Consider the following 23,697-nt stretch of genomic DNA (forward strand, 5'->3'; position numbering starts at 1 on the left):
TTAGAACCCCGCCGGCGCAAACCGGACGGGGTTTTTTTATGACGCTCCGCCCGAATCCGCCGGCTAGTGTGAAGGATAAAATTATGAGCGAGTTGGGCACAACATCACCAGATAAAACCTGTTTTACAGGTGCAGAATTAATCGTCCATCTGTTAGAAAAACATGGGATTACCATTGTTGCAGGGATCCCAGGTGGCGCGGCACTCCCTTTTTATGATGCTTTAGGCAAAAGTAAGCAGATTCGCCATATTTTGGCGCGCCATGAGCAAGGCGCTGGCTTTATTGCACAAGGCATAGCACGTACCACTGGTAAAGCGGCAGTGTGTATTTCATCAAGTGGCCCAGGGGCAACGAATTTAGTGACGGCAATTGCCGATGCTAAGCTCGATTCTATTCCATTAGTTTGTATTACAGGGCAAGTTCCTTCATCAATGATTGGTACAGATGCATTCCAAGAAGTTGATACTTATGGAATTTCTATTCCTGTCACCAAACACAATTACTTGGTTCGTAATATCAATGAATTACCTCAAGTTATTTGTGATGCTTTTCGGATTGCAGAATCAGGACGTCCGGGACCTGTGTGGATTGATATCCCGAAGGATGTACAAACCGCGACTATCGAATTAGATTCATTACCTGAGATTCAGCCAAAAGATAAAGCCCCAAATTTTGATATGGAAAAGGTCATTCAGGCAGCTGAGATGATTAATCAGGCTAAGCGCCCAGTTCTTTATTTTGGTGGCGGGGTTATTAGTTCTGAATCGACGGAAACGGCGATTGCTTTTGCAGAGAAAGCAACACTGCCAACAACAATGACATTGATGGCGTTAGGCACTATTCCAATGCGTCATCCACTGTATTTAGGCATGTTGGGCATGCATGCAGCGCGTAGCACTAATATGGTTATGGAAGAAGCGGACCTGTTAATTGTTATTGGAGCACGCTTTGATGACCGTGCAATAGGTCGCGCAGAAAAATTTTGCCCGAATGCCAAAATTATTCATGTGGATATCGATAAAGCAGAGATCAGCAAAATTAAACGCCCTGATATTGCTATCAATGCTGATGCAGGGCAAATCCTAGAATTATTGCTGCCATTAGTTGAGCGAAATCAGCGTGAAGAATGGATGACAAGAGTTAATGAGTTAAAACAGAACTTTCCGCTGAATTTAAGTGAGGCTGATAATCCTTTAACACATTACGGGTTAGTGTTAGCGGCAGCAAGAGCAGCAGGAGAAGACGCGATCGTGACTACGGATGTGGGACAGCATCAAATGTGGGCGGCACAAGTTTATCCGTTATCACGTCCTCGCCAGTGGTTAACATCTGGCGGCTTGGGAACCATGGGATTTGGTTTGCCGGCCGCGATTGGTGCAGCTTTAGCGAATCCTGAGAAAACGATCGTTTGTTTTTCGGGGGATGGCAGCTTGATGATGAATATTCAAGAGTTGGCTACCGCAGTTGAACATCAACTTAATATCAAAATTGTTTTGATGAACAACCAAGCATTAGGGATGGTTTATCAGCAACAAGAACTGTTTTTTGATAATCGTATTTATGCAGCCGCTTATCCATACCAAACCGATTTTATAAAAATTGCGGCAGGATTCGGCTTGCAGACCTGTGATTTAAATACAGAAGCAGATCCTGAGATGGCATTAGAAACGATTATGAATACAAAGGGTCCTTGCTTAATTCATGCCTTGATCGATGTGAACCAAAAGGTTTATCCAATGGTTCCACCGGGTGCTGCAAATATTGATATGATCGGAGCGTAATTATGGTTTTTGAACATCATCCTATCGCGTTAGAACTTATTGTCCGTAACCACCCTGGCGTCATGTCACATATTTGTGGTTTGTTTGCGCGCCGAGCATTTAATGTGGATGGCATCCTATGTATGCCAATAAAAGATAAAGATGAAAGCCGTATTTGGCTGTTAGTCCAAAAAGACGAACGCTTATCTCAAATGGTCAATCAAGTTGAAAAATTAGAAGACGTTCGTGAAGTTCGTTTTAGCGACGATTTAAGGTTATTTGAGACCATGCAAAATTATCTGCAATAACGCTTAATAACAACGGCATGTCTATTCAACCTACATCACGGTGTAGGTTGAATTTTTTATCTGGCTTATGGATACAATTTAAGTACATTTGTTTGTTTTAGTTCTCAGGTGTTTCTTAAAGTGAACAATGATGATATAACAATTTCAACATCACATCATAAAGCTGTTATCTATAAGTGGATTATTTTTATGCAAAACAATATTTATCTTACTGATACTTATCTCTATGAAATTAAAACCACTATTCTCGAGTCGGGTCATGATGACGACGGGCAATGGGTGGCATTGACGGAGAATATCTTTCATCCTCAAGGAGGAGGGCAGCCAGCAGATATTGGTTGGATTAATGATGAGCCTGTTCGTATTAAGAAACACTCGAATGGATTAATTATTGCTTATTTAAACCCAAACCAAGATTTGCAGAGTGGTGATACCGTTATTGCCCGTGTTGATAAGGCGCAGCGTCAACACCATGCCGCTTTACATACTACAGGACACTTGCTGAGTTGGGTTATGTCACGTTTTGGTTGGCAGGGACAAAAAGGGCATCACTTTCCTAATGAGTCACGGGTTGAATTCAGCGCCATCGGAGATAACGCCACACCTATCGAGCAACTTGATGATAAGCAAATAGAAATGCTAGTGAATCAATCTATCAGTGATGATTCACCTGTATTAATCGGGCAACGCGATACGTTACGGCTTTGTGGTGTTTCTGAAGGTGATGAAGTGCCATGCGGTGGTACGCATGTCGCATCACTTGGTAAAATTGAACAATTTTCAATTAAATCAATGAAGTATAAAAAAGGCATACTGCGGATCAGTTACGACGCGAAGCATATCGAGAATTAAATACTGTCACTGAGGTGAGAGTAGGTCATGACGACGGTTGCATTTAATTCCCCTTCCATGCAGAGATAGGAATGGGGAAAGTCACAGCTAAAAGCATAAAAATCGCCTTCTTCTAGTAGTACTGTCTGGTCGTTTTTTAAACGTAGCATCAATGACCCTGTATGCATCATGATGTGTTCATGGGTTCCACTCATGTGAGCTGGACTATTAATGATGGCGCCACGTTTCATTTTTAGCTGCCATATCTCAGAAATATTGCCCATATTGATCCGAAATTTAAAGAGCTGTGAATAATCGCCTTGTAGGGGGGAGGATTTGACGAAATAGGGGTAAGTTTCATGCTGTAATGCAAATAAATCGCTCAGAGGGAAACGTAATGCAATGGCAATAGCTTCTAGCGTATCAACGCGAGGGTTGGAATCACCCGATTCTAATTTAGAGAGCGCGGCTTTTGAAATGCCTGATAGGCGTGCAAGTTCATTCAGGGATAAATTTCGTGCTTGCCTCAGATGGCGTACTTTTTGACCAATTTTAATATTGATTTTTTTATCCATATGCTGTCTTCCCTGAAAATTAATTTATGCTATTAATTCTAGCATCATAGCAACATTATGTCAGAAATGTACTGACGAAGGCATAATATTTTGGCAATAATCTCGAAGTGTGAAAATTAACGTGTTTGATAAATAAATAAGGTTTCACATTCTATCAAACAGGACTTTTTTATTTTTTCAGAAGAAATTATAGTGAACAAAATACCCTTGTAGAGATTCACTATGCCGTTTGATATTTTATCTCCAGAGATGGCAATCTGCTTTTTTACTTTACTGTGCGCTTATTTGGTCTTTGGGATGGCTGGCTTTGGTTCTGCGTTAGTCGCCACTCCAGTATTAGCGATGTATCTTCCTTTAAATATGATTGTGCCGACTCTTGCCCTTATTGACTTAACCGCGGCATTAATCAACCTTGTTAAAGATGGTAAAAACGCGGACTATCATGAAATTAAATGGATTATTCCATTGATGATCGTGGGGAGTTTAATTGGGGCTGCCATTCTATTGAAAACGCGTCCTGATATCCTGATTTTACTGTTGGGTATATTTGTTATTTTTTATGTACTGAATACGTTCTTTTCAAAGAAAGCCCAGCCACATTTGTCAAAAGCATTTGTTGTGCCTTTCAGCTTAATCGGTGGGGTTTTTAGTGCCTTATTTGGTAGTGGTGGTTTTATTTATGCTATGTATTTATCAAGCCGCATCGCAGATAAACAGCGATTTCGCATCACCCAGATGACCTTAATCGGTTTTAGTACATTGACACGTGTTATTATATTTTTAGTGATGGGTGTTTATGTCAATATGGATATTATTTTGATGGCGCTAGCGTTTTCTCCCGCTATGCTAATAGGAATCTGGGTTGGGCGCCATATTACACTGAAAATATCCCGTGATACGTTCCTTAAAATTATTAATATTATTATTTTAATTTCAGGTGTTGCTTTGTTATATCGTTATTTTTTCATTTTATAATCGGTGCTCAAAAATAAAAAACTATCAGTACAAAATATAGTTTATGATACGAGCGCCTTTTGTCATCTTTTGTTAGTTATGATGATGATGGGTTTTTATGTCAAAACTAACCCTAACTAATAGTGTTTAAAATGGATGCTTCATAACGGAAGCAATGAATATCAAAATGAGCTCTGATCATCAGCGTTTTCAATATTTTCGTCGTACCCCTTCATTTGCTATTTTTACGATCACGACCAGTATCGCAGTGATTGGTATTGTCATTGGACTCAGTATTCCAATGGTCGCACTGCGATTAAATAGCTATGGTGTTGGTGAGTTATATATCGGTATTATTTCTGCTGCACCTGCCTTAGGTATGTTTTTAATCGCACCGGTTGTTCAGCGTATTGTGCATTGGTGTGGAAAGCGGCAGGCGATGTTATTTGCCACGGTTGTTTCGGCTATGAGTTTATTACCGTTGCTCAGCACGTTGCCATTGTGGTTACTTTTCCCATTACGCCTGATTACAGGACTTGCGAGTGGTGTACTTATCTGTTTAGGAGAAACGTGGATTAATGAGCTTTCTCCTGAAAATAAGCGGGGTCGAATATTGGCTATTTATACAACGGTATTTACTGTAAGCCAGCTACTTGGTCCTTCTTTTATTGCTTATTACGGGGTTGAAGATAAGTCACCTTTACTCATTTGTACTTTGCTCCATCTTATATCCATCGCACTATTTTTAGCGATGGAACAAAAGGTGGGAGACCATATTTCAGCCACGGCAAGTGAGTCTCGTTTTTCTATTATTCAATTTGTGAAATTTGCACCCGGTATTTGTGCGGGTATCCTGTTTTTTGCCTTTTTTGATGGCACCATTTTGTCAATATTTCCTATCTATGGGATGGGGATGGGGCATACCGAAGCGATTGCAGCAATGATGATTAGTGCAATATTGGCGGGGGATGCCATTATGCAAATGCCGTTTGGTTGGCTCGCTGATCATATGAATCGTGAAAAATTATACCGAATTTGCGGCATTGTCACGTTTGGTGCAAGTTGCTTGTTGCCATTACTGATTACTCATAACGTCTTAATTTGGTTACTGTTGTTTGTCTTAGGCGCAACGGCAGGGGCGATTTACACAATTGCTCTTGTGCAAATTGGACAATATTTTCGTGGCAATGACCTCATTATCGCCAATGCGGCAGCAGCAATGCTATGGGGAATTGGTAACCTTTCTGGACCATTATTAGCTGGCGTAGCGACGTCGATTTCACCATCAGGGCTGCCCGTTCTCCTAATTCTTATTGCAGCGGCATTCCTCTGGTTTACCCGTGAGAAATATAGCGCACAGGCGACTCAGCGAGTCTAAACTGGCTTTCTGTGCCAGTTGTCTGAACTGGCACAGAAATGTGACTTATCTATTCAACACTCTTATAAACGACTAAATTTTCGGTAAATTCATCGGGGCGATGATCTGTCCAAAATAATGTCATACCAGATGGTGCTGGTTTAACCTGTTTTGATAATACAATCAGCCAGCGGCAATGCGCTGGTTTTTCAAAGCGATCTTGTCGCTGATGCAGAATGTTGGTGTAGTAGTACAGCATAGGGGCTTCAGATTCGCCTATATTATCCGAGGCCATACAGTCATTATCATGATAATGATCATCTAGCTGTTGCGCTAAATCGACAAATACTTTTTCAAATCCTTTGGCATAGTCAATCCAACCTACAAATAAGGTGAACGTGACCCCCCAAACAATACACATGCCTAATGCCCAGTTCTGTATGGCTCGCAATGTTATTTGTTGGCTGAGGAAGGAACCACGTAAAAACCAAATAGCAGTGAGAAGCGTTGCAGCCACCAAAGTCAACGCTGAAAATGGCATGTGATAGCTCATGGGAAGCCATTGACTAAAAAACTGAAGCCAAGTTTCAGCATGGCCAGAAAGCGCGATCACGTAGCAAACCCAAAGAAAAATAATCAGTGCAGACCAGAATGTTGCCGCAAAATATGAAAAATAGCGTAATGCTCTCTCTGGAATAGAAAACAGTGTATTTGTACCTAAAATAGCCAATGGAGCGATAAAAGGTAATAAATAAAGTGCTCTACCTGTTGCTGACATCTGTAAAAATACAATTCCCAGTAATGGGAATATTGTGACTAAATACTCATTGTGATTGCGTAATCGTTTTAAAGGGTTCCTTAAAAAATAAAGGGTTGCCAGTATTCCAGAAGGAAAGGCAAATAAAAGGACAGATGCTGGCACGCGTGTTAAGTTAGCCTTAGCGCCTAATTTTTCAACGGAAAAACCTAAAAATCGTCCAATGTTATTTTCCCAAAACCAAGTGATAAAAAGATCTGGGTGTTGCAAATATAATAAGATAGGCCAAGGTAAAATAAAGATCAGTGAGCAAAGGCCCGCGATGATGGCGGGTAACCAGAATGTTTTTTGACGGCAATGCGGTAGGAAAATAGGCGTAAGTAGTAAGCTGATCCATAAGACACCAGGTACAAATACGCCTTTTGATAACAGGGTAATAGCCGTACCAGCCATAAGCCAACATGCGGATGCGACAACTTTTTCTTGGCGTATCAGCCCTAAAATGCCATATAAACCAATGGTTGCTCCTGTCACCAATGCAATATCCGTGAACATGTCATGGCTATGTCTTAAAATACCGGGAGCACAAACATAGAGTGCGAAAGCCACCCAAATACGTTTATCCCCAATGTCTGCTGCATGGAAAGCGCGACGTGCTAGCAAAATGAAAAATGAAAAATTAACCACTGAAAACAATAGAGTAGCACTACGGGCAGCATCGTGAAGCGGCATTAAGCCAGACAGCAAATGTGAAGTGAGCGTCGCGACCCAGTAGTACAGAGGGGGCTTTTCCATAAAAGGTTCGCCCGCATTGGTAGGCACTAACCAGTTATTGGTTTCGAACATGGTTTGGATGATACCAAAGCTATAGTTCTCATCTTGCTTCCATGGCGTATGCCCATAAATACCGGGCAAAAGATAAATAACCAGGAAGCCAATAAATAAAGTTAGTGATAATTGTTTAGGGGATAATTTTTTATACATTGTTTACAGTAAATATATTCCAATAATTAATAGCTCGGCGTAATGTTTAATTTTAACCTAATAAATAAAAATAAACTGTTATAAATGAATCTTGTTAACATTATGAAATAAAAGTTAATTTTTATTTACTTTTTGAAGGTGTGATTATATTTTTTGCAGCGTTACATTTTTGGTAATAAATGCGGTTAATGAAAATTAAAACCTCATTAATTGAAATTAATTTATCTTGTTATTATTAACAAAATAGAATTTAACTCTAACAAAGCATTTATTAACTACAGCTAAACGAGAGTAAAATCTATTAGTAGTTTATTGAATGGGGTCTATTTCTTAACGTTATTAAAGTCGGAAGAGGTCACGTAGCCATTGCATTTAGCTATCAATAATATCGAGGAAGAAAGAAAGACGTAAAAATTTACGTTAAGTTTGCTTTGCTGCACGCTATCTGCTGCTTAAATTCGAAAACACTTGATCAGTACACCTGTTTAGATTGATAATTGCCCGCTTCAGAATCTGCCATTTCGACCATAAAGCCAAACGATTGCGTAAAATCACTCTTCATTAAGTGAATGACTTGGCTTATGAGTTTTTTTAAAAAAGTAATCGTTTTCGTGAGCGGAATTTGGCGCTTTTAGTTATGTTTAGCAGGAGTATCTCCATGTCTGGCCAACAGGCTTCAACCAATTGCAAATTGGATAAATTTTTTAAAATTTCCGCGCGTGGCTCTTCGGTTCGCCGTGAAATCATTGCTGGGTTAACGACGTTTTTAGCAATGGTTTACTCCGTTATTGTTGTGCCTGGCATGTTAGGGCAGGCAGGTTTCCCTCCTACCGCAGTGTTTATTGCGACCTGTTTAGTTGCTGGTTTTGGCTCATTATTAATGGGGCTATGGGCTAATCTCCCAATGGCAATCGGGTGTGCTATTTCACTAACCGCATTTACGGCATTTAGTTTGGTGTTGGGGCAAAATATTAGCATCCCTGTTGCGCTTGGTGCCGTATTCTTAATGGGGTGTTTATTCACCATTATTTCAGTGACAGGTATTCGCAGTTGGATCCTTCGTAATATGCCAATGGGCATTGCGCATGGGACAGGGATCGGTATCGGGCTATTTTTACTGCTGATTGCTGCCAATGGGGTAGGGCTGGTGATTAAAAATCCAAACGCAGGCCTACCTGTAGCACTGGGGGATTTCACCTCTTTTCCTGTTTTAATCTCATTAGCGGGCTTAGCCGTTATCTTTGGTCTGGAAAAGCGTCGTGTACCCGGTGGTGTTTTACTGGTCATTATCGCTATCTCTATTATTGGGTTGATCTTTGATCCCGCCGTTAAATATCAAGGTTTCTTTAAACTGCCTTCTTTCGGGGAGGATGGTTTATCACTGATATTTAATATGGATATTATGGGCGCATTACAGCCAATTGTGTTACCGAGTTTATTAGCTTTAGTGATGACTGCCGTCTTTGATGCAACGGGAACAATTCGCGCTGTTGCAGGTCAAGCGAATTTGCTTGATAAAGAGGGGCAAATTATTAATGGTGGTAAGGCATTAACAGCCGATTCGGTGAGCAGTATCTTTGCTGGTGCAATTGGTGCTTCTCCTGCTGCCGTTTATATTGAGTCAGCGGCAGGAACGGCAGCTGGTGGACGCACAGGTTTGACCGCTGTTGTCGTTGGTGTGTTATTCCTGTTCATTCTGTTTTTATCGCCACTGTCTTATTTAGTTCCCGCTTATGCGACGGCTCCCGCTTTAATGTACGTTGGCTTACTGATGCTCAGTAATGTGTCTAAACTCGACTTTGATGACTTTGTCGATTCGATGTCAGGCCTATTGTGTGCGGTATTTATTGTTCTGACATGTAATATTGTCACCGGTATTATGTTGGGCTTTGCAGCACTGGTGATCGGCCGTATTTTTGCTGGCGAATGGCGTAAGCTAAATATCGGTACCGTCGTGATTGCCGTTCTTTTGGTAGCTTTTTATGCTGCTGATCTAGCTATTTAAGATTTGTTATTCTGTGGGGGAGGGCTCGTTAGCCGCCCCCTAATGTATTATCGCGATTAATCTTAAAGTTTGAATTATTTTCCCGCCGAGTAGTGAGTTAAGGATAGAATAGATAAAAGGCGGTAAATCATGTGAAACCCGCAGGTTTTCACGAGTTGCTGGCTTTACTGAAAAATTTTATGGCCTGACGAGCTACCTAATATTCTGCTACGACGGGTCATATTTGGGTCTTGGTTCGTTTAGTTAATCAGTAAGGGCAACATGGAAATTTTCTTTACTATCCTCATCTTAATTTTGGCTGTGTCTGTTTCAGGCGTGGTGACAAAAGTCATTCCTGTTCGTGTTCCATTACCCTTGATTCAAATTGCGATTGGTGCGTTATTGGCTTGGCCTCAGTTTGGCTTGCATGTCACGTTTGATCCTGAATTATTTATGGTGTTATTGATTCCACCATTGTTATTCGTTGATGGCTGGAAAACACCAACCCGTGAATTTTTCCAAAATGGACGCGAAATCTTCATTTTGGTATTAGTGCTGGTATTGGTGACCGTTGTTGGGATTGGTTATCTTATTTACTGGCTGATGCCTGGTATTCCATTAATTGCTGCATTTGCACTTGCCGCTGTTCTTTCACCAACGGATGCCGTCGCCCTCTCTTCCATTGTGGGTAAAGGCCGAATTCCAAAACGCATGATGAGTGTGTTGGAAGGTGAAGCTCTCATGAATGATGCTTCTGGCCTTGTTGCTTTAAAGTTTGCTGTGGCGATTGCCATGGGAACGATGGCATTCTCTGTTTCCGGTGTGACCATTGAGTTCTTTAAAGTTGCGATAGGTGGATTATTGTCCGGTATCGTCGTGACTTGGGTTTACAGTAAATCGCTTAGACTGATGAGCCGCTGGAGTGGGGATGATCCTGCAACGCAAATCGTGTTTATGCTCTTGCTGCCTTTTGCCTCCTACATGATTGCTGAGCATATTGGCTTTTCGGGCATTTTGGCAGCGGTTGCTGCGGGTATGACGATCACTAAATCTGGTGTGATCCGTAATGCTCCTCTGGCAATGCGACTACGTGCTGACAGCGTATGGTCGATGCTTGAGTTTGTATTTAACGGACTGGTGTTTATCATGCTCGGATTGCAATTGCCGGGAATATGGGAAACCTCTGTACTGCAAGCTGAATTAGACCCGAGTGTAGAAACTTGGATGTTATTCGCGGCTGTTGCGGTTATCTATTTTGCTTTGTTGATATTACGTTTTTGTTGGCTATGGCTAATGAAAAGATTTAGCCGACTGTTTTTGAAGAAAAGGCCATTACAGTTCGCCAATTATACAGTGCGTGAATTATGGTTAGCTTCATTTGCGGGCGTTCGTGGGGCAATTACCTTGGCGGGTGTGTTGTCAGTGCCGTTATTTTTAAGTGATGGCTCACCATTCCCTGCTCGTTATCAGCTGGTATTTATTGCTGCTGGGGTTATTTTATTCTCGATTTTTGCTGGTGTGATCGCGTTACCACTGTTATTGCGTAATTTTAAGGTGAGTGACAAGGAAGCGGATATCAACGAAATACGCATGGCAAAAGCGGCAATGGCTGAAGTGGCTATTGTCAGTTTGAACAAAATGGAAGAGCGTTTATCCGCGGATGTTGATGAAAAATTAGATCCGGAAGATATTAGTGAGGTCGCATCAAGGGTAACGGGGCATTTACGTCGCCGAACCGCGGGTCAGGATGAAATTGAGCATAATCTACAAATTGAGGATCTGGAACGCAGGTTTAGATTAACAGCACTACGTGCCGAACGAGGTGAGTTATATCACTTACGTGCAACACGTAAAATCAGTAATGAAACGTTGCAATCTTTACTGACTGACCTCGATTTATTAGAAGCCGTACTCATTGAAAAAGAGCATTAATTGAGAACAATACAATAATGTGGTTACTTGTTATAACGACGCTGCTTTGGGCAGCGTCTTTTAGTCTTATCGGTGAATATCTTGCTGGTCAAGTCGATAGCTGGTTATCTGTTTTAATTCGCGTATCTTTAGCAGCGTTGGTTTTTTTGCCTTTTTTACGTTGGCGTGGCTTAGGAAAAAAAGTGATTGCCCTCTATATGACGGTTGGCGCATGTCAGCTGGGGATCATGTACTTTTTTGTTTTCCAAGCATATCGGCACCTTACCGTCGCTGAATTTTTGCTATTTACGGTCATGACGCCACTGTATGTGACGCTAGTTTATGACCTATTGGAACGTCAAAAGTTACGCATAGGCTATCTCTTCAGTTCATTGCTGGCCGTGATCGGAGCTGCAATCATTCGTTATGATCACCTGAGTGAGTCATTTTGGGTTGGCTTGATCTATGTTCAACTTGCCAATATTTTCTTCGCGATAGGTCAGGTAGGTTATAAACGCTTGATGGAGGTCTATCCCATTCCTCAGCATCAGGCTTTTTCTTGGTTCTATCTCGGTGCAACGTTGGTGGCGCTAGTTGGTTGGCTCTTATTCGGTAATAAATCCATGATTCCAACAACTCATGTGCAATGGGGCGTTCTGCTGTGGTTAGGCGTAGCAGCTTCTGGTATTGGCTATTTTATGTGGAACTATGGCGCGACCAAGGTAGACGCTGGAACCCTTGCTATCATGAATAACATGATGGTTCCAGCGGGGCTATTAGTGAATTTTGCTATCTGGCAACAACATCCGGATTGGCTGAGTTTTACCATTGGAGCGAGCCTAATTGTTGCTTCTCTGTGGGTACATAGGCGCTGGATACTTTCACCGGCTTAACATAAGACAAATTATCAACAGCGTGACTAGTCGCGGTTTTGGTAAAAGCTTCAATAGCAGGTTGGCGTTGCTCTCCTTCACGGCATGCAGCGTACAGCCTGCTCCATAATCCATTCCCTAGCGTTTTAATGCTAATCAAACCTTGTTTTTCAAAGGAATCGACAGCCCAATGTGGCAATGCTGCTATTCCCATTTTTGCCGCAACCATTTGAATCAATATCAGTGTGTTATCGACAGTTTTAACACTTGGTGAAACGCCCGCTGGTTGCAAGAAATGACGCCATACGTCAAAACGGTGACGTTGTACGGGGTAAATTAATAAAGTCTCATCGGCCAGATCATGCGGAGCAATTATTGGCTTTCTTGCCAGAGGATGATCATTAGCCACAATCAATTTCACTTCATAATCAAATAGTGGCGTGTAGTGAATTTCTTTATCCGCCAAGATATCAGACGTTAAGACGATATCCAGTTCCCGTGACAGTAATTCAGGTTGCGGGTCGAAAGTCACACCTGATTTAAAATCGACGGAAACTTGTGGCCATGTTTGCCTAAATTGTTGTAATGCAGGAGTGAGCCACTGAATACAACTATGGCATTCAATGGCGATACGTAGTGTTGAGACACCTGGCTCATTACAGACACGAATCGCATCCTTCACCATAGGCAATATTTGCTGGGCTAACTGTAATAGGACTTCCCCTTGTGGAGTAAAACGTAATGGTTGGCTTTTACGAACAAATAGCTTAAAGCCCAAACGGTGCTCTAAGTCACTAAACTGATGTGACAAAGCAGACTGAGTCTGATGCAAATAGGTTGCAGCTGCCGCCAATGAACCGTGCTGGCTGAGCGCATGCAATGTTTTTAGATGTTTTAGTTCAATCATGAGAAACCTTCAAGATGACAATGAATAATTTGCGCTTGTGCTTTATACAGTACCTGTTGATTATAGATGTGTAAACATCTAGACGGCTAAAAATTTTAAGGGGTCAATATGTCTGTTATAAATCATACACTTGGATTTCCTCGTGTCGGTCTGAAAAGAGAACTAAAACGTGCACAAGAAGATTATTGGGCAGGCAAGATTGATCAAGCCGCACTTTTAGAGACAGGACGTGAGTTACGGGCTCGTCACTGGCAACAACAAAAAGAGGCAGGAGTGAATTTATTACCTGTTGGTGATTTTGCTTGGTATGACCAAGTGCTGACAACCAGCCTATTGTTGGGCAACGTGCCACCACGTCATCAAAATGAAGATGGCTCAATTGATTTAGATACCCTGTTTAGAGTCGCACGAGGCCGTGCTCCAACAGGAAAACCAGCCGCAGCGGGAGAGATGACTAAGTGGTTTAATACCAACTATCACTACATTGTTCCCGAGTTCCAAAAAGGGCAAAAATTTAGCCTTTCATGGACGCAGCTATTTGATGAAGTTGATGAAGCATTGGCATTAGGTCATAACATTAAACCGGTTGTTATTGGCCCAATTACCTATCTATGGTTAGGTAAAGTGAAGGGTGAATCATTCGATCGTTTATCTTTGCTGAATGATTTATTGCCTGTCTATGAAGAAATTCTGACTCGTCTGGCGCAAAAAGGGATCGAGTGGGTTCAAATCGATGAGCCGGCCTTGGTTTTAGATTTACCGATAGAGTGGCAGCACGCGTATCAAACCGCCTATCAAGCCCTTACAGGTAAAACTAATTTACTGCTAACCACTTATTTTGATGGCATTAGTCATCATTTAGACCTGATTAAACAACTGCCGATTCAAGGTTTGCATGTTGATGTGGTGGCTGGACGTGATGATATTGAAAAACTGCATCAACAATTACCACAAAATTGGCTGCTATCTCTTGGGATTATCAATGGGCGCAACGTATGGAAGGCTGATTTAGGTGAAAAATTTGCACGGGTGAAACCGTTATTAGGTCAACGACCAATATGGATTGGTACATCCTGTTCATTGTTACATAGCCCAATCGATCTTAACGACGAGACTCGTTTGGACGATGAGGTGAAAAGCTGGTTTGCATTTGCCTTACAAAAATGCGGTGAATTAGCTTTATTAAGTAAAGCGTTAAATGAGCCAACAGAGGCCAATATTGCTGAGTTGGAGCAATACAGCGCCCCCATTCGTGCGCGTAAAACCTCAACACGCGTGAATAATGCAACGGTTGCACAGCGTTTGAAAGCGGTTAGAGAAGGGGATGTTGAGCGTAATAGCGCATATCCAATACGGGCACAGCGTCAGCGCACGCGTTTTAATCTACCATTGTGGCCAACAACAACGATTGGTTCGTTCCCACAAACCAGTGAAATTAGAACGCTACGCCTTGATTTCAAGAAAGGGAATGTTGACAAAACGCACTACCGTACCAATATCAGCGAGCACATTAAGCAAGCGATTAAAGAGCAAGAGCTGCTAGATATCGATGTGCTGGTGCACGGTGAAGCAGAACGTAATGACATGGTGGAATATTTCGGCGAGCATTTTGATGGTTATGTATTTACTCAAAATGGCTGGGTGCAAAGCTATGGTTCACGTTGCGTCAAACCACCAGTGATCATTGGTGATATTAGTCGTCCTGAAGCTATTACAGTTGAATGGGCGAAATATGCGCAATCCTTGACTGAAAAACCGGTCAAAGGGATGTTAACAGGGCCTGTCACGATACTGTGCTGGTCATTCCCACGTGAAGATGTGAGCCGTGAAACGATCGCGAAACAGATTGCGTTAGCGTTACGGGATGAAGTGGATGATTTACAAAAAGCAGGTATTGGCATTATTCAAATTGATGAACCTGCACTGCGTGAAGGATTACCACTGCGTAAGGATGAGTGGGCAGAGTACTTAAATTGGGCTGTTGATGCTTTCAAACTGAGTGCTGCAATAGCCGATGATGAGACACAGATCCACACTCATATGTGTTATTGCGAGTTCAATGACATCATGGAGTCGATAGCTGCACTGGATGCCGATGTTATTACGATAGAGACTTCACGTTCTGATATGGAGTTGTTAGACGCCTTTGAAGACTTTGACTACCCCAATGAAATTGGACCGGGTGTCTATGATATTCACTCACCCAACGTACCAAATGTCGATTGGATTGTGGCTCTGCTGAGAAAAGCAGCAAAACGTGTTCCGGTTGAACGCCTGTGGGTTAACCCTGACTGTGGTTTGAAAACAAGAGGCTGGCCAGAGACCCGTCAATCATTAGCTAACATGGTTGAAGCGGCGAAAAAACTGAGGAATGAATACCAAAGCTAAGGCTTTAACAATGACAAACGGTAGGTGAGACAGCGTATTCCCTACCGTTTTTCTATTTTTTGACAGTATTAACCAAACAGCTTTTCTTTTAGCATATTCATGCCGATTGCTGATAAATCAATATGTTCTGGTAAAACGCCTTCAGGAGTCGCTTGATTGACGAGTTTGGGGAGGTATTTTGCGATTAACTCGGTTGTTTCTTGTGAGTCGAAGCCTACTTGTTGAGCGAGCTGCTGGATATCTAAATTACCGAATACTTGGATTAATTGGTTTACACTAACAGGTAGGTTCTCACCATTACCGATCCATGATTGGACAATCTCACCTAAGCCTTGTTGGTTAAATTTATCGGCAACACCCGCTAACCCACCTTGTTTATCAATCCATTCAATAACAGATTGAAACTGGCTCATTTTATCACCGGCAACCATGGTGATCAGTTGATCGAACAAACCCATCTAATGCTCCTCATCGTTTATCAAGTTGTAGACTCCAACTGCCTATGGTTAGCTTTGGAATACCACTAAAAAATTAAGTCGTCGGCTATTTTGGTCAATTTCAGCAAAGCGTCAATCAAAAATGATGCGATATCTACTTAACTGAATGGAAAAGATGACAAATTTTCTTTTTTTATTCTTGAACTGTGTAAAACATACTCATATCACATTTTTTATCACATTATGCTGTGAATGGTTTTGTGAATTACCAAAAAATATAAAACATTAAAAATCAATTACATAAAATTTATTTGTTGGTTTTTTATCTTGTTCGTAATGTGATGTTCATCATGTGTTTGTGAATTTTGTTATGTGAGAATTCACATCAATAACAAAGATTAACAACATCAGGGGTTGTTATGGGAAATATCGTTAAGAATGTCGGTGTTATTGGTCTCGGTTCTATGGGTATGGGGATCGCACAATCCCTTATAAAAAATAATATTCCTACCTATGGCTTTGACCTTAGCCCAAATGCATGCCAAACCTTAAAACAGGCTGGCGCTGTTGCGGTGGGGCAAAACGCTGCTGAATATGCTCAAGACTTACAGGCTTTACTTTTAGTGGTCGTTAATGGTCGCCAAGTTGAAGCTATTCTATTTGAAGGGGATAAACCTCTCGTAGAACAGTTACATCCAGGCACAATTATTGTGTTGCATAGTACGTTAGCGGCTGAGCAAACCAAGCGCATCGCTAAGCGTTTAGAACAATATCAATTACCACTAATGGATGCCCCTATTTCTGGGGGGGCGCTGAAAGCGGCGGAAGGTAAGTTAACGGTGATGGCGTCAGGCGCACCAGCATTATTTGAGCAACTTAACGCTATTTTTGCGGCGATATCTGAGCGCTTATACCGCGTTGGTGATGAAGTCGGTCTAGGGTCAACGGTGAAAACAATCCACCAACTGCTGGCTGGCGTACACATTGCTGTTGCTGCGGAAAGTATGGCGTTAGCCGCTAAAGCAGGTATCGACTTGAATATGATGTACGACATCGTCACCCATGCTGCGGGTAATTCTTGGATGTTTGAAAACCGTATGCAGCATGTTCTTGATGGTGATTATACGCCAAAATCGTCTGTGGATATTTTTGTTAAAGACTTAGGTTTAGTCATGGAAACGGGAAAAGCACTTAATTTCCCATTGCCTATTGCCGCAACTGCTCATCAGATGTTTATTTCTGCAAGTCATGAAGGCTTTGGCCATCAAGATGACAGTGCGGTGATCAAAACTTTCAAAGGAATTGCTTTACCGGAGAAAAAAGTATGACAGTGAAATTAGGTGTGATCGCCGATGATTTTACCGGTGCAACCGACATTGCAGGATTTATGGTACAGAACGGCTGGCGTGTCGTTCAACTATTGAATGAACCGGATGAAAATACGGCTGTGCCACAAGATGTTGATGCGATTGTTATCAGCCTAAAAAGCCGTTCTTGTCCTGTCGACACCGCAATCAATGCATCCTTAAATGCCTGCCGTTGGTTAAAGCAGCAAGCTCACTGCCAACAGATTTTCTTTAAATATTGCTCCACTTTTGATTCTACAGAAAAAGGCAATATTGGACCGGTTACTGACGCATTGATGCAACAGCTTGATACGCAAGTCGCATTGATTTGTCCTGCCTTGCCAATAAACGGCAGAACCGTTGTTCATGGTCATTTATTTGTAAATGGCCAATTACTCAATGAAAGTGGCATGCAGCATCACCCAGTGACACCAATGACAGATGCTAACTTGCTCAGAGTCATGGAAAAACAGTCTGAAGGTAAAGCCGGGTTAATTCCATTGTCTGATATTCAGCAAGGTGACGCGCTGATTAAGCAACGTCTAGCGACTTTAGCAGAGCAAGGGGCAAGCTATATCGTTGTTGATTCATTAACAATGAATGATTTATTGCCTATCGCAAAAGCCGTGAAAGAGATGCCTTTGCTGACGGGGGGCTCAGGTCTTGGCGCTGCGTTAGCAAATGTGGATACGGGTTGTGAATGGGGCGCGGGTGGCAGCCGTGGTGAAATACCTGCAAGCCAAGGCCGTAAAACCATTATTTTATCCGGTAGCTGCTCAGTGATGACGAATAAACAAGTTCAAAGCTACCAGCAAATCGCGCCTGCAAAAGTTGTGGATGTGGGCGAGTGTATTGCTAACCCAGAATATGCACAGCAATTAGCGAATTGGGTTCAAGAACAAAAAATCACTGGTTTAGCCCCTTTACTCTATGCGACTCAACCACCTGAAATTCTGAAAAAAATTCAGGAAAATTATGGGGCAGAAGTGGCGAGTAGTGCAGTCGAAAACGTGTTTGGTGAAGTGGTAAAACTTCTTCAAGCGCAAGGTTATAACACTTTTATTATTGCGGGTGGCGAAACATCCGGCAAGGTCGTTCAAAGCCTAGGAACAGAGCAGCTTAGCATTGGTGCGCCAATCGCACCTGGGGTTCCATGGGTTCAGGATTTAACAAGCGGACACTGGTTGGCACTCAAATCGGGTAATTTCGGCCAAGAGAATTTCTTCCAGTACGCACAGGAGATGTTTAATGAGTGAAGAACAGGCACTACGCCAAGAACTGGCTGATTGGGCTAAATCGATGTTTAACCGCGGCTATAGCAGTGGTGGAGCCGGAAACATCAGTGCCAAACTTCCCGATGGGAACATTATTGTTACCCCAACCAATTCAAGCTTTGGTGATTTAGATCCAGAAAGATTGAGTAAGTTGGATGCAGAAGGTAACTGGATCGATGGAGATAAGCCAACGAAAGAAGTTTCTATGCACATGGCGATGTATCGACAGCGTCCAGACTGCCAAGCCGTGGTGCACTTACATTCGCCTTGGCTAACAGCGTTATCGTGTTTAGCGGGACTTGATAGCAGCAACTGCTTACCCCCGATCACGCCTTATTATGTGATGCGAGTTGGCAAACTACCCTTGATTCAATATTTACCACCGGGGGATGACCGTATTGGTGAAGAGATTGAAAAGTTAGCACCAAACCACAATGCGGTATTGCTATCGAATCATGGGCCTGTTGTTGGCGGTAAAACATTAAGACAAGCCTTCTTCAATGCGGAAGAACTGGAAGATACGGCTCGTTTGTATATCACGCTACGTCAGCAAGGCTTTACAACACTCACTGAAGAGCAGGTTAACGAGCTAGAAAGCCGTTATCCAAAGAAATGAGGCACTATACATGGCTAAATTTGCAGCAAATCTCAGTATGATGTTTAACGAGGTTCCTTTTATCCAACGTTTTGAGCGTGCCGCACAGGCAGGTTTTACTGGCGTTGAATATCTGTTTCCTTACGAAGAGCAGCCAGAAGCTATCGCGGAAGAGCTGAAGAAACATGGATTAACACAAGCACTGTTCAATATGCCTGCGGGGGATTGGGCTGCTGGTGAGCGCGGAATGGCATCGATACCAGGTCGTGAAGATGAATTTGCAAAAGGCGTTCATACGGCATTGCACTATGCTAAGGCATTAGGATGTCAACAAGTGCATGCGATGGCCGGCAAAGTCGATGCCCGCTTTACGCCTGAGCAACAGCGAGCCTGCTTTATCAAGAATATCCAATATGCAGCGGATGTGATGGCAGAACATGGTATTCGCGTCTTAATTGAACCGATTAATACGCGTGATATGCCTGGCTACTTCTTAACGACACAGAAGCAAGCTGAAGCCTTACTCCCTGAAATTGCTCGTGAAAACGTCTTTATTCAGTTGGATCTTTATCACTGCCAAATCATGGAAGGTGATTTATTGAAAACAATTGAGCGTTTATGGGGTAAATTTAGTCATATTCAGATAGCTTCAGTGCCTTATCGTCACGAACCTGATAGCGGTGAAGTCAACTACCCATGGATTTTCGAGCAACTCGACAAAATGGGTTATCAAGGTTGGCTGGGATGTGAATATCATCCTGCGGGCCGCACAGAAGACGGTTTAGGGTGGCTGAAACAAGCACAGTCATAAACAGGAGAACCTATGATCCCTTCAGAGCGTCGTGATTTTATTTACCGTTACGTTCATGAATACCAAACCGTTTCGATCAACGATTTGGTTGAACTGATGAATGTGTCACATATGACGGTAAGACGTGATATTCGCATGCTCGAAGAAGAAGGGAAGGTGGTCGCAATCAGCGGTGGTGTTCGTTTAAACGATGCGTTACGCCAAGAGTTACCTTGGAGTGAAAAAGCGCGTCTACACCATCGCAGTAAACGTGAGATAGGTAAATTTGCCTCATCGCTCGTTGAAGACGGGCAAGTGGTGTATCTCGATGCGGGAACGACCACATTTGAAATCGCTCGTGTGTTAGGTGAACGGTTTAATTTAACAATTGTGACTAACGATTTTTCGATCATGCAGTATTTGATGAATAAATCGCAACTCAATCTCTATCACACGGGAGGGCAAGTCGATAAACGCAATCATTCGTGTGTTGGTAATACCGCAGCGATGATGCTGAAAACGTTAAATGTTGATGTGGCATTTATTAGTACAAGCTCTTGGGATTTACTGCATGGTGTCTCTACGCCCCATGAAGAAAAAGTGCAGATAAAACAAACACTACTAGATGTTGCTCGGCGCTGTGTGCTGGTTTCTGACAGTAGTAAATTTGGCAAATACGGTATGTTTCGTGTTTGTCCACTCAATCAATTGCATGACATCATTTGCGACGATCAACTACCAAACGATGCTGTGCAGCGGATAACAGAACAAAATATAAAACTTCATTTAATAAAGACATAAATAAATCTTACCTAATGATAAATAGCCAGAAATAGGCTATTTCAAGGAGAATAACAATGAAAGTTATCATCACTGGCGGCGCTGGCTTTTTAGGTCAGCAGCTAGCCGCTGCTTTACTTAAAAATAGCCAGGGTTTTCAATTTGACCAACTCGTTCTAGCGGACATTCAGTGCCCTACATCCCCAATTGAAGATGCTAGAGTGAGCTGTGTGGCAACGGATTTAACTCAAGCAGGTGCTGCTGATCAACTGATTGATGCACAAACCGATGTGGTTTACCACCTCGCTGCAATTGTGAGTAGCCATGCTGAAAGTGATTTCGATTTAGGCATGAAAGTGAATTTCGAAGCAACACGTCAGTTGTTAGAAGTGGCTCGTGCTAAAAATCCGGCCATGAAGTTTATCTTTACCAGTTCTTTAGCCGTATTTGGTGGTGAGCTGCCAGATGTGATCACCGACCTATGTGTTGTGAATCCGCAATCTTCATATGGCGCTCAAAAAGCCATGTGTGAGTTGATGGTTAACGACTACTCACGTAAAGGTTATGTTGACGGACGTGTGTTACGTCTACCGACCATCAGTGTTCGCCCAGGAGTGCCTAACAAGGCTGCTTCATCATTTGCCAGTGGGATCATTCGTGAGCCATTAAATGGTATTGAAAGTGTTTGCCCAGTTTCACCTGAACTTGCTTTGTGGCTGTCTAGCCCAGAAACCGTGGTGAGCAATTTCATCCATGCTGCAACTATTTCAGCAGAGAAATTTGGCCTTTCTCGTACCGTTAACTTACCGGGAATTACCGTAACGGTTCAAGGAATGATTGATGCGCTACGCGATGTCGCTGGTCAAGACGCTGTTGACCTTATTCGTTTCGAACCTGATGAAGCCATTAACCGTATCGTCGCGAGTTGGCCGGGCAAATTTGATATTAGCCGTGCGTTAGGCCTTGGCTTCCGTGCAGATGGTTCATTTGCTGATGCGATCCGTTCGTTCATCACTCACCACGGCTCACAGCAATAGGGGATAAGCGATGTCCTATATTCCTATTATTGGCCTCGCAGTGGCCATATTTGTCCTGATCTTCTTGGTATTACGAACGCGTATTCATGCGTTACTTGCCATGTTGATTGCGGCTGCAATCGCCGGTATTTCTGGTGGATTAACAGCGGCCGAAACAGTGACTGTCATTACAAAAGGTTTTGGTAGTACACTCGGTGGCATCGGTATTGTTATCGGTCTCGGGGTAATGATGGGAAGGGTGCTAGAAGTTTCTGGTGCCGCTGAACAGATAGCTTATAGTTTTATTCGTTGGTTAGGAAAAAAGCGTGAAGAATGGGCGCTGGCTATTACAGGTTATATCGTTAGTATCCCTATTTTTGTTGATTCGGCATTCGTTATTCTTTATCCGTTGGCGAAAGCGTTAGCAAAGAACGGTAAGCGCAGTTTGTTAACCCTAGGTGTTGCATTAGCGGGTGGTCTGGTGGTCACACACCATACTGTACCGCCAACGCCAGGTCCTTTGGGGGTTGCAGGCATTTTTGGTGTTGATATTGGTGCCATGATATTAACGGGGATGACCCTTGCGGTGCCTTGCGTGATTGGTATTGTTTTTTACGCAAAATGGCTAGCGGTTAAATACCCTGAGTTCATGCCTGATGACAGCAACAATGCCGATTTAAAAGAAATCCACGATCGTTATATGGAAGAAAAGGCAAATAAACCGTTACCAAGCCTGTTCTTATCTGTATTGCCTATCGTCACGCCGATCTTGCTGATTTTTATTAACGCAGTTAATGGGTTATTGCTGAAAACTGACACTTTCCAAGGTATGGATGATAATTGGTACTTCCAAACCTTCCAATTCCTTGGGGCACCTATAATCGCTTTATCGATCAGTGTGTTAATCTCGGTTTATACATTGATGCCAAAAGCGACAAAGGAAGAAGTCATCGACCGTATGGAAGAAGGCTTACAGTCAGCGGGTATCATTTTATTGGTAACAGGTGCTGGCGGTGCATTAGGCGCAGTGCTACGTGATAGTGGGACGGGAAATATTTTAGCCGAGCATGTGGCGAGCTTACCGATCACGCCTGTGCTCATCCCATTTATTATCGCAACCTTAGTACGTTTAATTCAGGGCTCAGGCACCGTCGCGATGATCACGGCAGCTTCAATATCTGCGCCAATCATTAGCCAAATTCCGGATATTAATCTACTTGTCGCTGCTCAAGCAGCAACTATGGGGTCATTATTCTTCGGATATTTTAACGACAGCCTTTACTGGGTTGTGAATAGAATGATGGGTATTAAGGACGTTAAACAGCAGATGATGGTCTGGTCTATCCCAACAACGATAGCTTGGGCAATCGGTCTGGTGGGCGTTCTAATCCTTGATGTAGTTCTCTGATAGCCAACGCTCTTTTATTCTGCCAATAATTCAAAGCGCCATTCAAATCATGAGTGGCGCTTTTTTATTCTCGCAGTTCCATGCCAATGAGCGGGGGCAATGAAGATATCTTGTGCTAAGGCATGTCCACCTTCAATATCAACAGGCGTCACGCAAAATATGCGATGAATCAGCCTTGGATTGGCATTTATAGGTATAAATAGAGGCTTTGCTGTATATCATTAACAACAATCAATACTTCTCATCATGGCTAATCAAATTTTATAAGTGTTGTTTCAGTGCTCCTCTCGGTATCGTCTATACTGATCGGATACTTAGGTCTACCCGCTTGCTTTGTGTGACTTGAATCACTTTATTTTGCAACATAAACATATCGATTTTCATTAAAGGTGATTAATGTCACTAAACTGTTTGGGGTTTACCGCTATATTACTCTTAACGTATAAATTCAATGATGCCATTG

Annotated in this window: 20 protein-coding genes; 16 read left to right on the top strand and 4 right to left on the bottom strand. The window is 42.5% G+C overall.

From position 1 onward, the window contains the following. The first annotated feature begins 83 nt into the window (after nucleotides 1-83). The 3 genes from ilvB to ACWPW6_RS02560 all read left to right on the top strand — a co-directional run bounded on the left by ilvB (nucleotide 84) and on the right by ACWPW6_RS02560 (nucleotide 2,920). Nucleotides 84-1,781: an acetolactate synthase large subunit gene (ilvB, locus tag ACWPW6_RS02550; protein ID WP_154621821.1), complete on the top strand. Its 1,698-nt coding sequence runs from the start codon at nucleotides 84-86 to the stop codon at nucleotides 1,779-1,781. Between the two features lie 2 nt (nucleotides 1,782-1,783). Continuing rightward, nucleotides 1,784-2,068 carry an acetolactate synthase small subunit gene (gene ilvN, locus ACWPW6_RS02555; RefSeq protein WP_004924476.1) on the top strand — a complete coding sequence of 95 codons (285 nt, stop codon included), beginning with the start codon at nucleotides 1,784-1,786 and terminating at the stop codon, nucleotides 2,066-2,068. A 189-nt stretch (nucleotides 2,069-2,257) separates the two neighbouring features. Next, entirely contained in the window at nucleotides 2,258-2,920 is a 663-nt protein-coding gene (locus ACWPW6_RS02560; RefSeq protein WP_196714004.1) for an alanyl-tRNA editing protein, read from the top strand. Here ACWPW6_RS02560 and ACWPW6_RS02565 read toward each other — a convergent pair. Next, nucleotides 2,917-3,474 carry a helix-turn-helix domain-containing protein gene (locus ACWPW6_RS02565; protein ID WP_196714005.1) on the bottom strand — a complete coding sequence of 186 codons (558 nt, stop codon included), beginning with the start codon at nucleotides 3,472-3,474 and terminating at the stop codon, nucleotides 2,917-2,919. The two genes, ACWPW6_RS02560 and ACWPW6_RS02565, sit on opposite strands and share 4 nt — an antisense overlap. A 222-nt stretch (nucleotides 3,475-3,696) precedes the next feature. Here ACWPW6_RS02565 and ACWPW6_RS02570 point away from each other — a divergent pair, with 222 nt between their 5' ends. Both ACWPW6_RS02570 and ACWPW6_RS02575 read left to right on the top strand, forming a co-directional pair. Next, entirely contained in the window at nucleotides 3,697-4,449 is a 753-nt protein-coding gene (locus ACWPW6_RS02570; RefSeq protein ID WP_247047806.1) for a sulfite exporter TauE/SafE family protein, read from the top strand. A 166-nt stretch (nucleotides 4,450-4,615) separates the two neighbouring features. Beyond that, entirely contained in the window at nucleotides 4,616-5,806 is a 1,191-nt protein-coding gene (locus ACWPW6_RS02575) for an MFS transporter (RefSeq protein ID WP_249999793.1), read from the top strand. Between the two features lie 49 nt (nucleotides 5,807-5,855). Here the strand turns inward: ACWPW6_RS02575 and ACWPW6_RS02580 are convergent, their stop codons facing one another. Further along, on the bottom strand, nucleotides 5,856-7,526 hold the full coding sequence (locus tag ACWPW6_RS02580; protein WP_163860636.1) for an ArnT family glycosyltransferase: 1,671 nt from the start codon (nucleotides 7,524-7,526) through the stop codon (nucleotides 5,856-5,858). 658 nt (nucleotides 7,527-8,184) lie between these two features. Here ACWPW6_RS02580 and ACWPW6_RS02585 point away from each other — a divergent pair. From ACWPW6_RS02585 to ACWPW6_RS02595, 3 genes are all read left to right on the top strand, one after another. Beyond that, a complete protein-coding gene (locus ACWPW6_RS02585; protein WP_154624652.1) occupies nucleotides 8,185-9,531 on the top strand; it encodes an NCS2 family permease in 1,347 nt (448 codons plus the stop codon). A gap of 261 nt (nucleotides 9,532-9,792) precedes the next feature. Continuing rightward, nucleotides 9,793-11,442, top strand: a complete 1,650-nt coding sequence (locus ACWPW6_RS02590) for a Na+/H+ antiporter (RefSeq protein ID WP_154624653.1) — start codon at nucleotides 9,793-9,795, stop codon at nucleotides 11,440-11,442. Between the two features lie 17 nt (nucleotides 11,443-11,459). Then, nucleotides 11,460-12,314, top strand: coding sequence for a carboxylate/amino acid/amine transporter (locus tag ACWPW6_RS02595; protein ID WP_247047140.1), 855 nt, complete (start codon nucleotides 11,460-11,462; stop codon nucleotides 12,312-12,314). Here ACWPW6_RS02595 and metR read toward each other — a convergent pair. Further along, complete coding sequence (gene metR, locus ACWPW6_RS02600; RefSeq protein ID WP_154624655.1) at nucleotides 12,244-13,200, bottom strand: HTH-type transcriptional regulator MetR; 957 nt, start codon at nucleotides 13,198-13,200, stop codon at nucleotides 12,244-12,246. The two genes, ACWPW6_RS02595 and metR, sit on opposite strands and share 71 nt — an antisense overlap. A 108-nt stretch (nucleotides 13,201-13,308) precedes the next feature. Here metR and metE point away from each other — a divergent pair, with 108 nt between their 5' ends. After that, a complete protein-coding gene (metE, locus tag ACWPW6_RS02605) occupies nucleotides 13,309-15,588 on the top strand; it encodes a 5-methyltetrahydropteroyltriglutamate--homocysteine S-methyltransferase (RefSeq protein WP_163860637.1) in 2,280 nt (759 codons plus the stop codon). A gap of 68 nt (nucleotides 15,589-15,656) precedes the next feature. On the opposite strand, the gene ACWPW6_RS02610 is transcribed toward metE, so the two are convergent. After that, on the bottom strand, nucleotides 15,657-16,046 hold the full coding sequence (locus tag ACWPW6_RS02610) for a YidB family protein (RefSeq protein ID WP_163860638.1): 390 nt from the start codon (nucleotides 16,044-16,046) through the stop codon (nucleotides 15,657-15,659). Between the two features lie 398 nt (nucleotides 16,047-16,444). Between ACWPW6_RS02610 and ltnD the strand changes: the two genes are divergently transcribed. Genes ltnD through ACWPW6_RS02645 form a run of 7 tightly spaced genes read left to right on the top strand, consistent with a single transcriptional unit; the run spans nucleotide 16,445 to nucleotide 23,234 of the window. After that, nucleotides 16,445-17,353 (top strand): L-threonate dehydrogenase, encoded by a 909-nt coding sequence (gene ltnD / locus ACWPW6_RS02615; RefSeq protein ID WP_154624658.1) that lies wholly within the window; start codon nucleotides 16,445-16,447, stop codon nucleotides 17,351-17,353. Beyond that, entirely contained in the window at nucleotides 17,350-18,627 is a 1,278-nt protein-coding gene (gene otnK / locus ACWPW6_RS02620; protein ID WP_163860639.1) for a 3-oxo-tetronate kinase, read from the top strand. Before ltnD ends, otnK begins: the two co-directional genes overlap by 4 nt. Beyond that, the gene (gene otnC / locus ACWPW6_RS02625) at nucleotides 18,620-19,261 is read left to right on the top strand and encodes a 3-oxo-tetronate 4-phosphate decarboxylase (RefSeq protein WP_154624660.1); all 642 of its coding nucleotides are present in this window, start codon (nucleotides 18,620-18,622) and stop codon (nucleotides 19,259-19,261) included. The genes otnK and otnC overlap by 8 nt, the downstream gene beginning before the upstream one ends. A 10-nt stretch (nucleotides 19,262-19,271) precedes the next feature. Then, nucleotides 19,272-20,051, top strand: coding sequence for a 2-oxo-tetronate isomerase (gene otnI, locus ACWPW6_RS02630; RefSeq protein ID WP_163860640.1), 780 nt, complete (start codon nucleotides 19,272-19,274; stop codon nucleotides 20,049-20,051). Between the two features lie 12 nt (nucleotides 20,052-20,063). Beyond that, nucleotides 20,064-20,831 (top strand): DeoR/GlpR family DNA-binding transcription regulator, encoded by a 768-nt coding sequence (locus ACWPW6_RS02635; RefSeq protein WP_004924695.1) that lies wholly within the window; start codon nucleotides 20,064-20,066, stop codon nucleotides 20,829-20,831. A gap of 56 nt (nucleotides 20,832-20,887) precedes the next feature. Continuing rightward, a complete protein-coding gene (gene denD / locus ACWPW6_RS02640) occupies nucleotides 20,888-21,847 on the top strand; it encodes a D-erythronate dehydrogenase (RefSeq protein ID WP_163860641.1) in 960 nt (319 codons plus the stop codon). A gap of 10 nt (nucleotides 21,848-21,857) precedes the next feature. Then, nucleotides 21,858-23,234 carry a GntP family permease gene (locus tag ACWPW6_RS02645; RefSeq protein WP_154624663.1) on the top strand — a complete coding sequence of 459 codons (1,377 nt, stop codon included), beginning with the start codon at nucleotides 21,858-21,860 and terminating at the stop codon, nucleotides 23,232-23,234. The last annotated feature ends 463 nt before the right edge of the window (nucleotides 23,235-23,697 follow it).

The organism is Providencia sp. Marseille-Q8014 (assembly GCF_965112055.1).

What these genes read in the sequence shown, in the direction of transcription:
- ACWPW6_RS02585 (WP_154624652.1), top strand. Translation starts at nt 8,185, where the DNA reads ATGTCTGGCCAACAGGCTTCAACCAATTGCAAATTGGATAAATTTTTT.
- ACWPW6_RS02610 (WP_163860638.1), bottom strand. Translation starts at nt 16,046, where the DNA reads ATGGGTTTGTTCGATCAACTGATCACCATGGTTGCCGGTGATAAAATG.
- ACWPW6_RS02595 (WP_247047140.1), top strand. Translation starts at nt 11,460, where the DNA reads ATGTGGTTACTTGTTATAACGACGCTGCTTTGGGCAGCGTCTTTTAGT.
- ACWPW6_RS02570 (WP_247047806.1), top strand. Translation starts at nt 3,697, where the DNA reads ATGCCGTTTGATATTTTATCTCCAGAGATGGCAATCTGCTTTTTTACT.
- ACWPW6_RS02580 (WP_163860636.1), bottom strand. Translation starts at nt 7,526, where the DNA reads ATGTATAAAAAATTATCCCCTAAACAATTATCACTAACTTTATTTATT.
- ACWPW6_RS02590 (WP_154624653.1), top strand. Translation starts at nt 9,793, where the DNA reads ATGGAAATTTTCTTTACTATCCTCATCTTAATTTTGGCTGTGTCTGTT.
- otnK (WP_163860639.1), top strand. Translation starts at nt 17,350, where the DNA reads ATGACAGTGAAATTAGGTGTGATCGCCGATGATTTTACCGGTGCAACC.
- ACWPW6_RS02565 (WP_196714005.1), bottom strand. Translation starts at nt 3,474, where the DNA reads ATGGATAAAAAAATCAATATTAAAATTGGTCAAAAAGTACGCCATCTG.
- ACWPW6_RS02645 (WP_154624663.1), top strand. Translation starts at nt 21,858, where the DNA reads ATGTCCTATATTCCTATTATTGGCCTCGCAGTGGCCATATTTGTCCTG.
- ilvN (WP_004924476.1), top strand. Translation starts at nt 1,784, where the DNA reads ATGGTTTTTGAACATCATCCTATCGCGTTAGAACTTATTGTCCGTAAC.
- ltnD (WP_154624658.1), top strand. Translation starts at nt 16,445, where the DNA reads ATGGGAAATATCGTTAAGAATGTCGGTGTTATTGGTCTCGGTTCTATG.
- ACWPW6_RS02560 (WP_196714004.1), top strand. Translation starts at nt 2,258, where the DNA reads ATGCAAAACAATATTTATCTTACTGATACTTATCTCTATGAAATTAAA.
- ACWPW6_RS02575 (WP_249999793.1), top strand. Translation starts at nt 4,616, where the DNA reads ATGAGCTCTGATCATCAGCGTTTTCAATATTTTCGTCGTACCCCTTCA.
- denD (WP_163860641.1), top strand. Translation starts at nt 20,888, where the DNA reads ATGAAAGTTATCATCACTGGCGGCGCTGGCTTTTTAGGTCAGCAGCTA.
- ACWPW6_RS02635 (WP_004924695.1), top strand. Translation starts at nt 20,064, where the DNA reads ATGATCCCTTCAGAGCGTCGTGATTTTATTTACCGTTACGTTCATGAA.
- otnI (WP_163860640.1), top strand. Translation starts at nt 19,272, where the DNA reads ATGGCTAAATTTGCAGCAAATCTCAGTATGATGTTTAACGAGGTTCCT.
- metE (WP_163860637.1), top strand. Translation starts at nt 13,309, where the DNA reads ATGTCTGTTATAAATCATACACTTGGATTTCCTCGTGTCGGTCTGAAA.
- metR (WP_154624655.1), bottom strand. Translation starts at nt 13,200, where the DNA reads ATGATTGAACTAAAACATCTAAAAACATTGCATGCGCTCAGCCAGCAC.
- otnC (WP_154624660.1), top strand. Translation starts at nt 18,620, where the DNA reads ATGAGTGAAGAACAGGCACTACGCCAAGAACTGGCTGATTGGGCTAAA.
- ilvB (WP_154621821.1), top strand. Translation starts at nt 84, where the DNA reads ATGAGCGAGTTGGGCACAACATCACCAGATAAAACCTGTTTTACAGGT.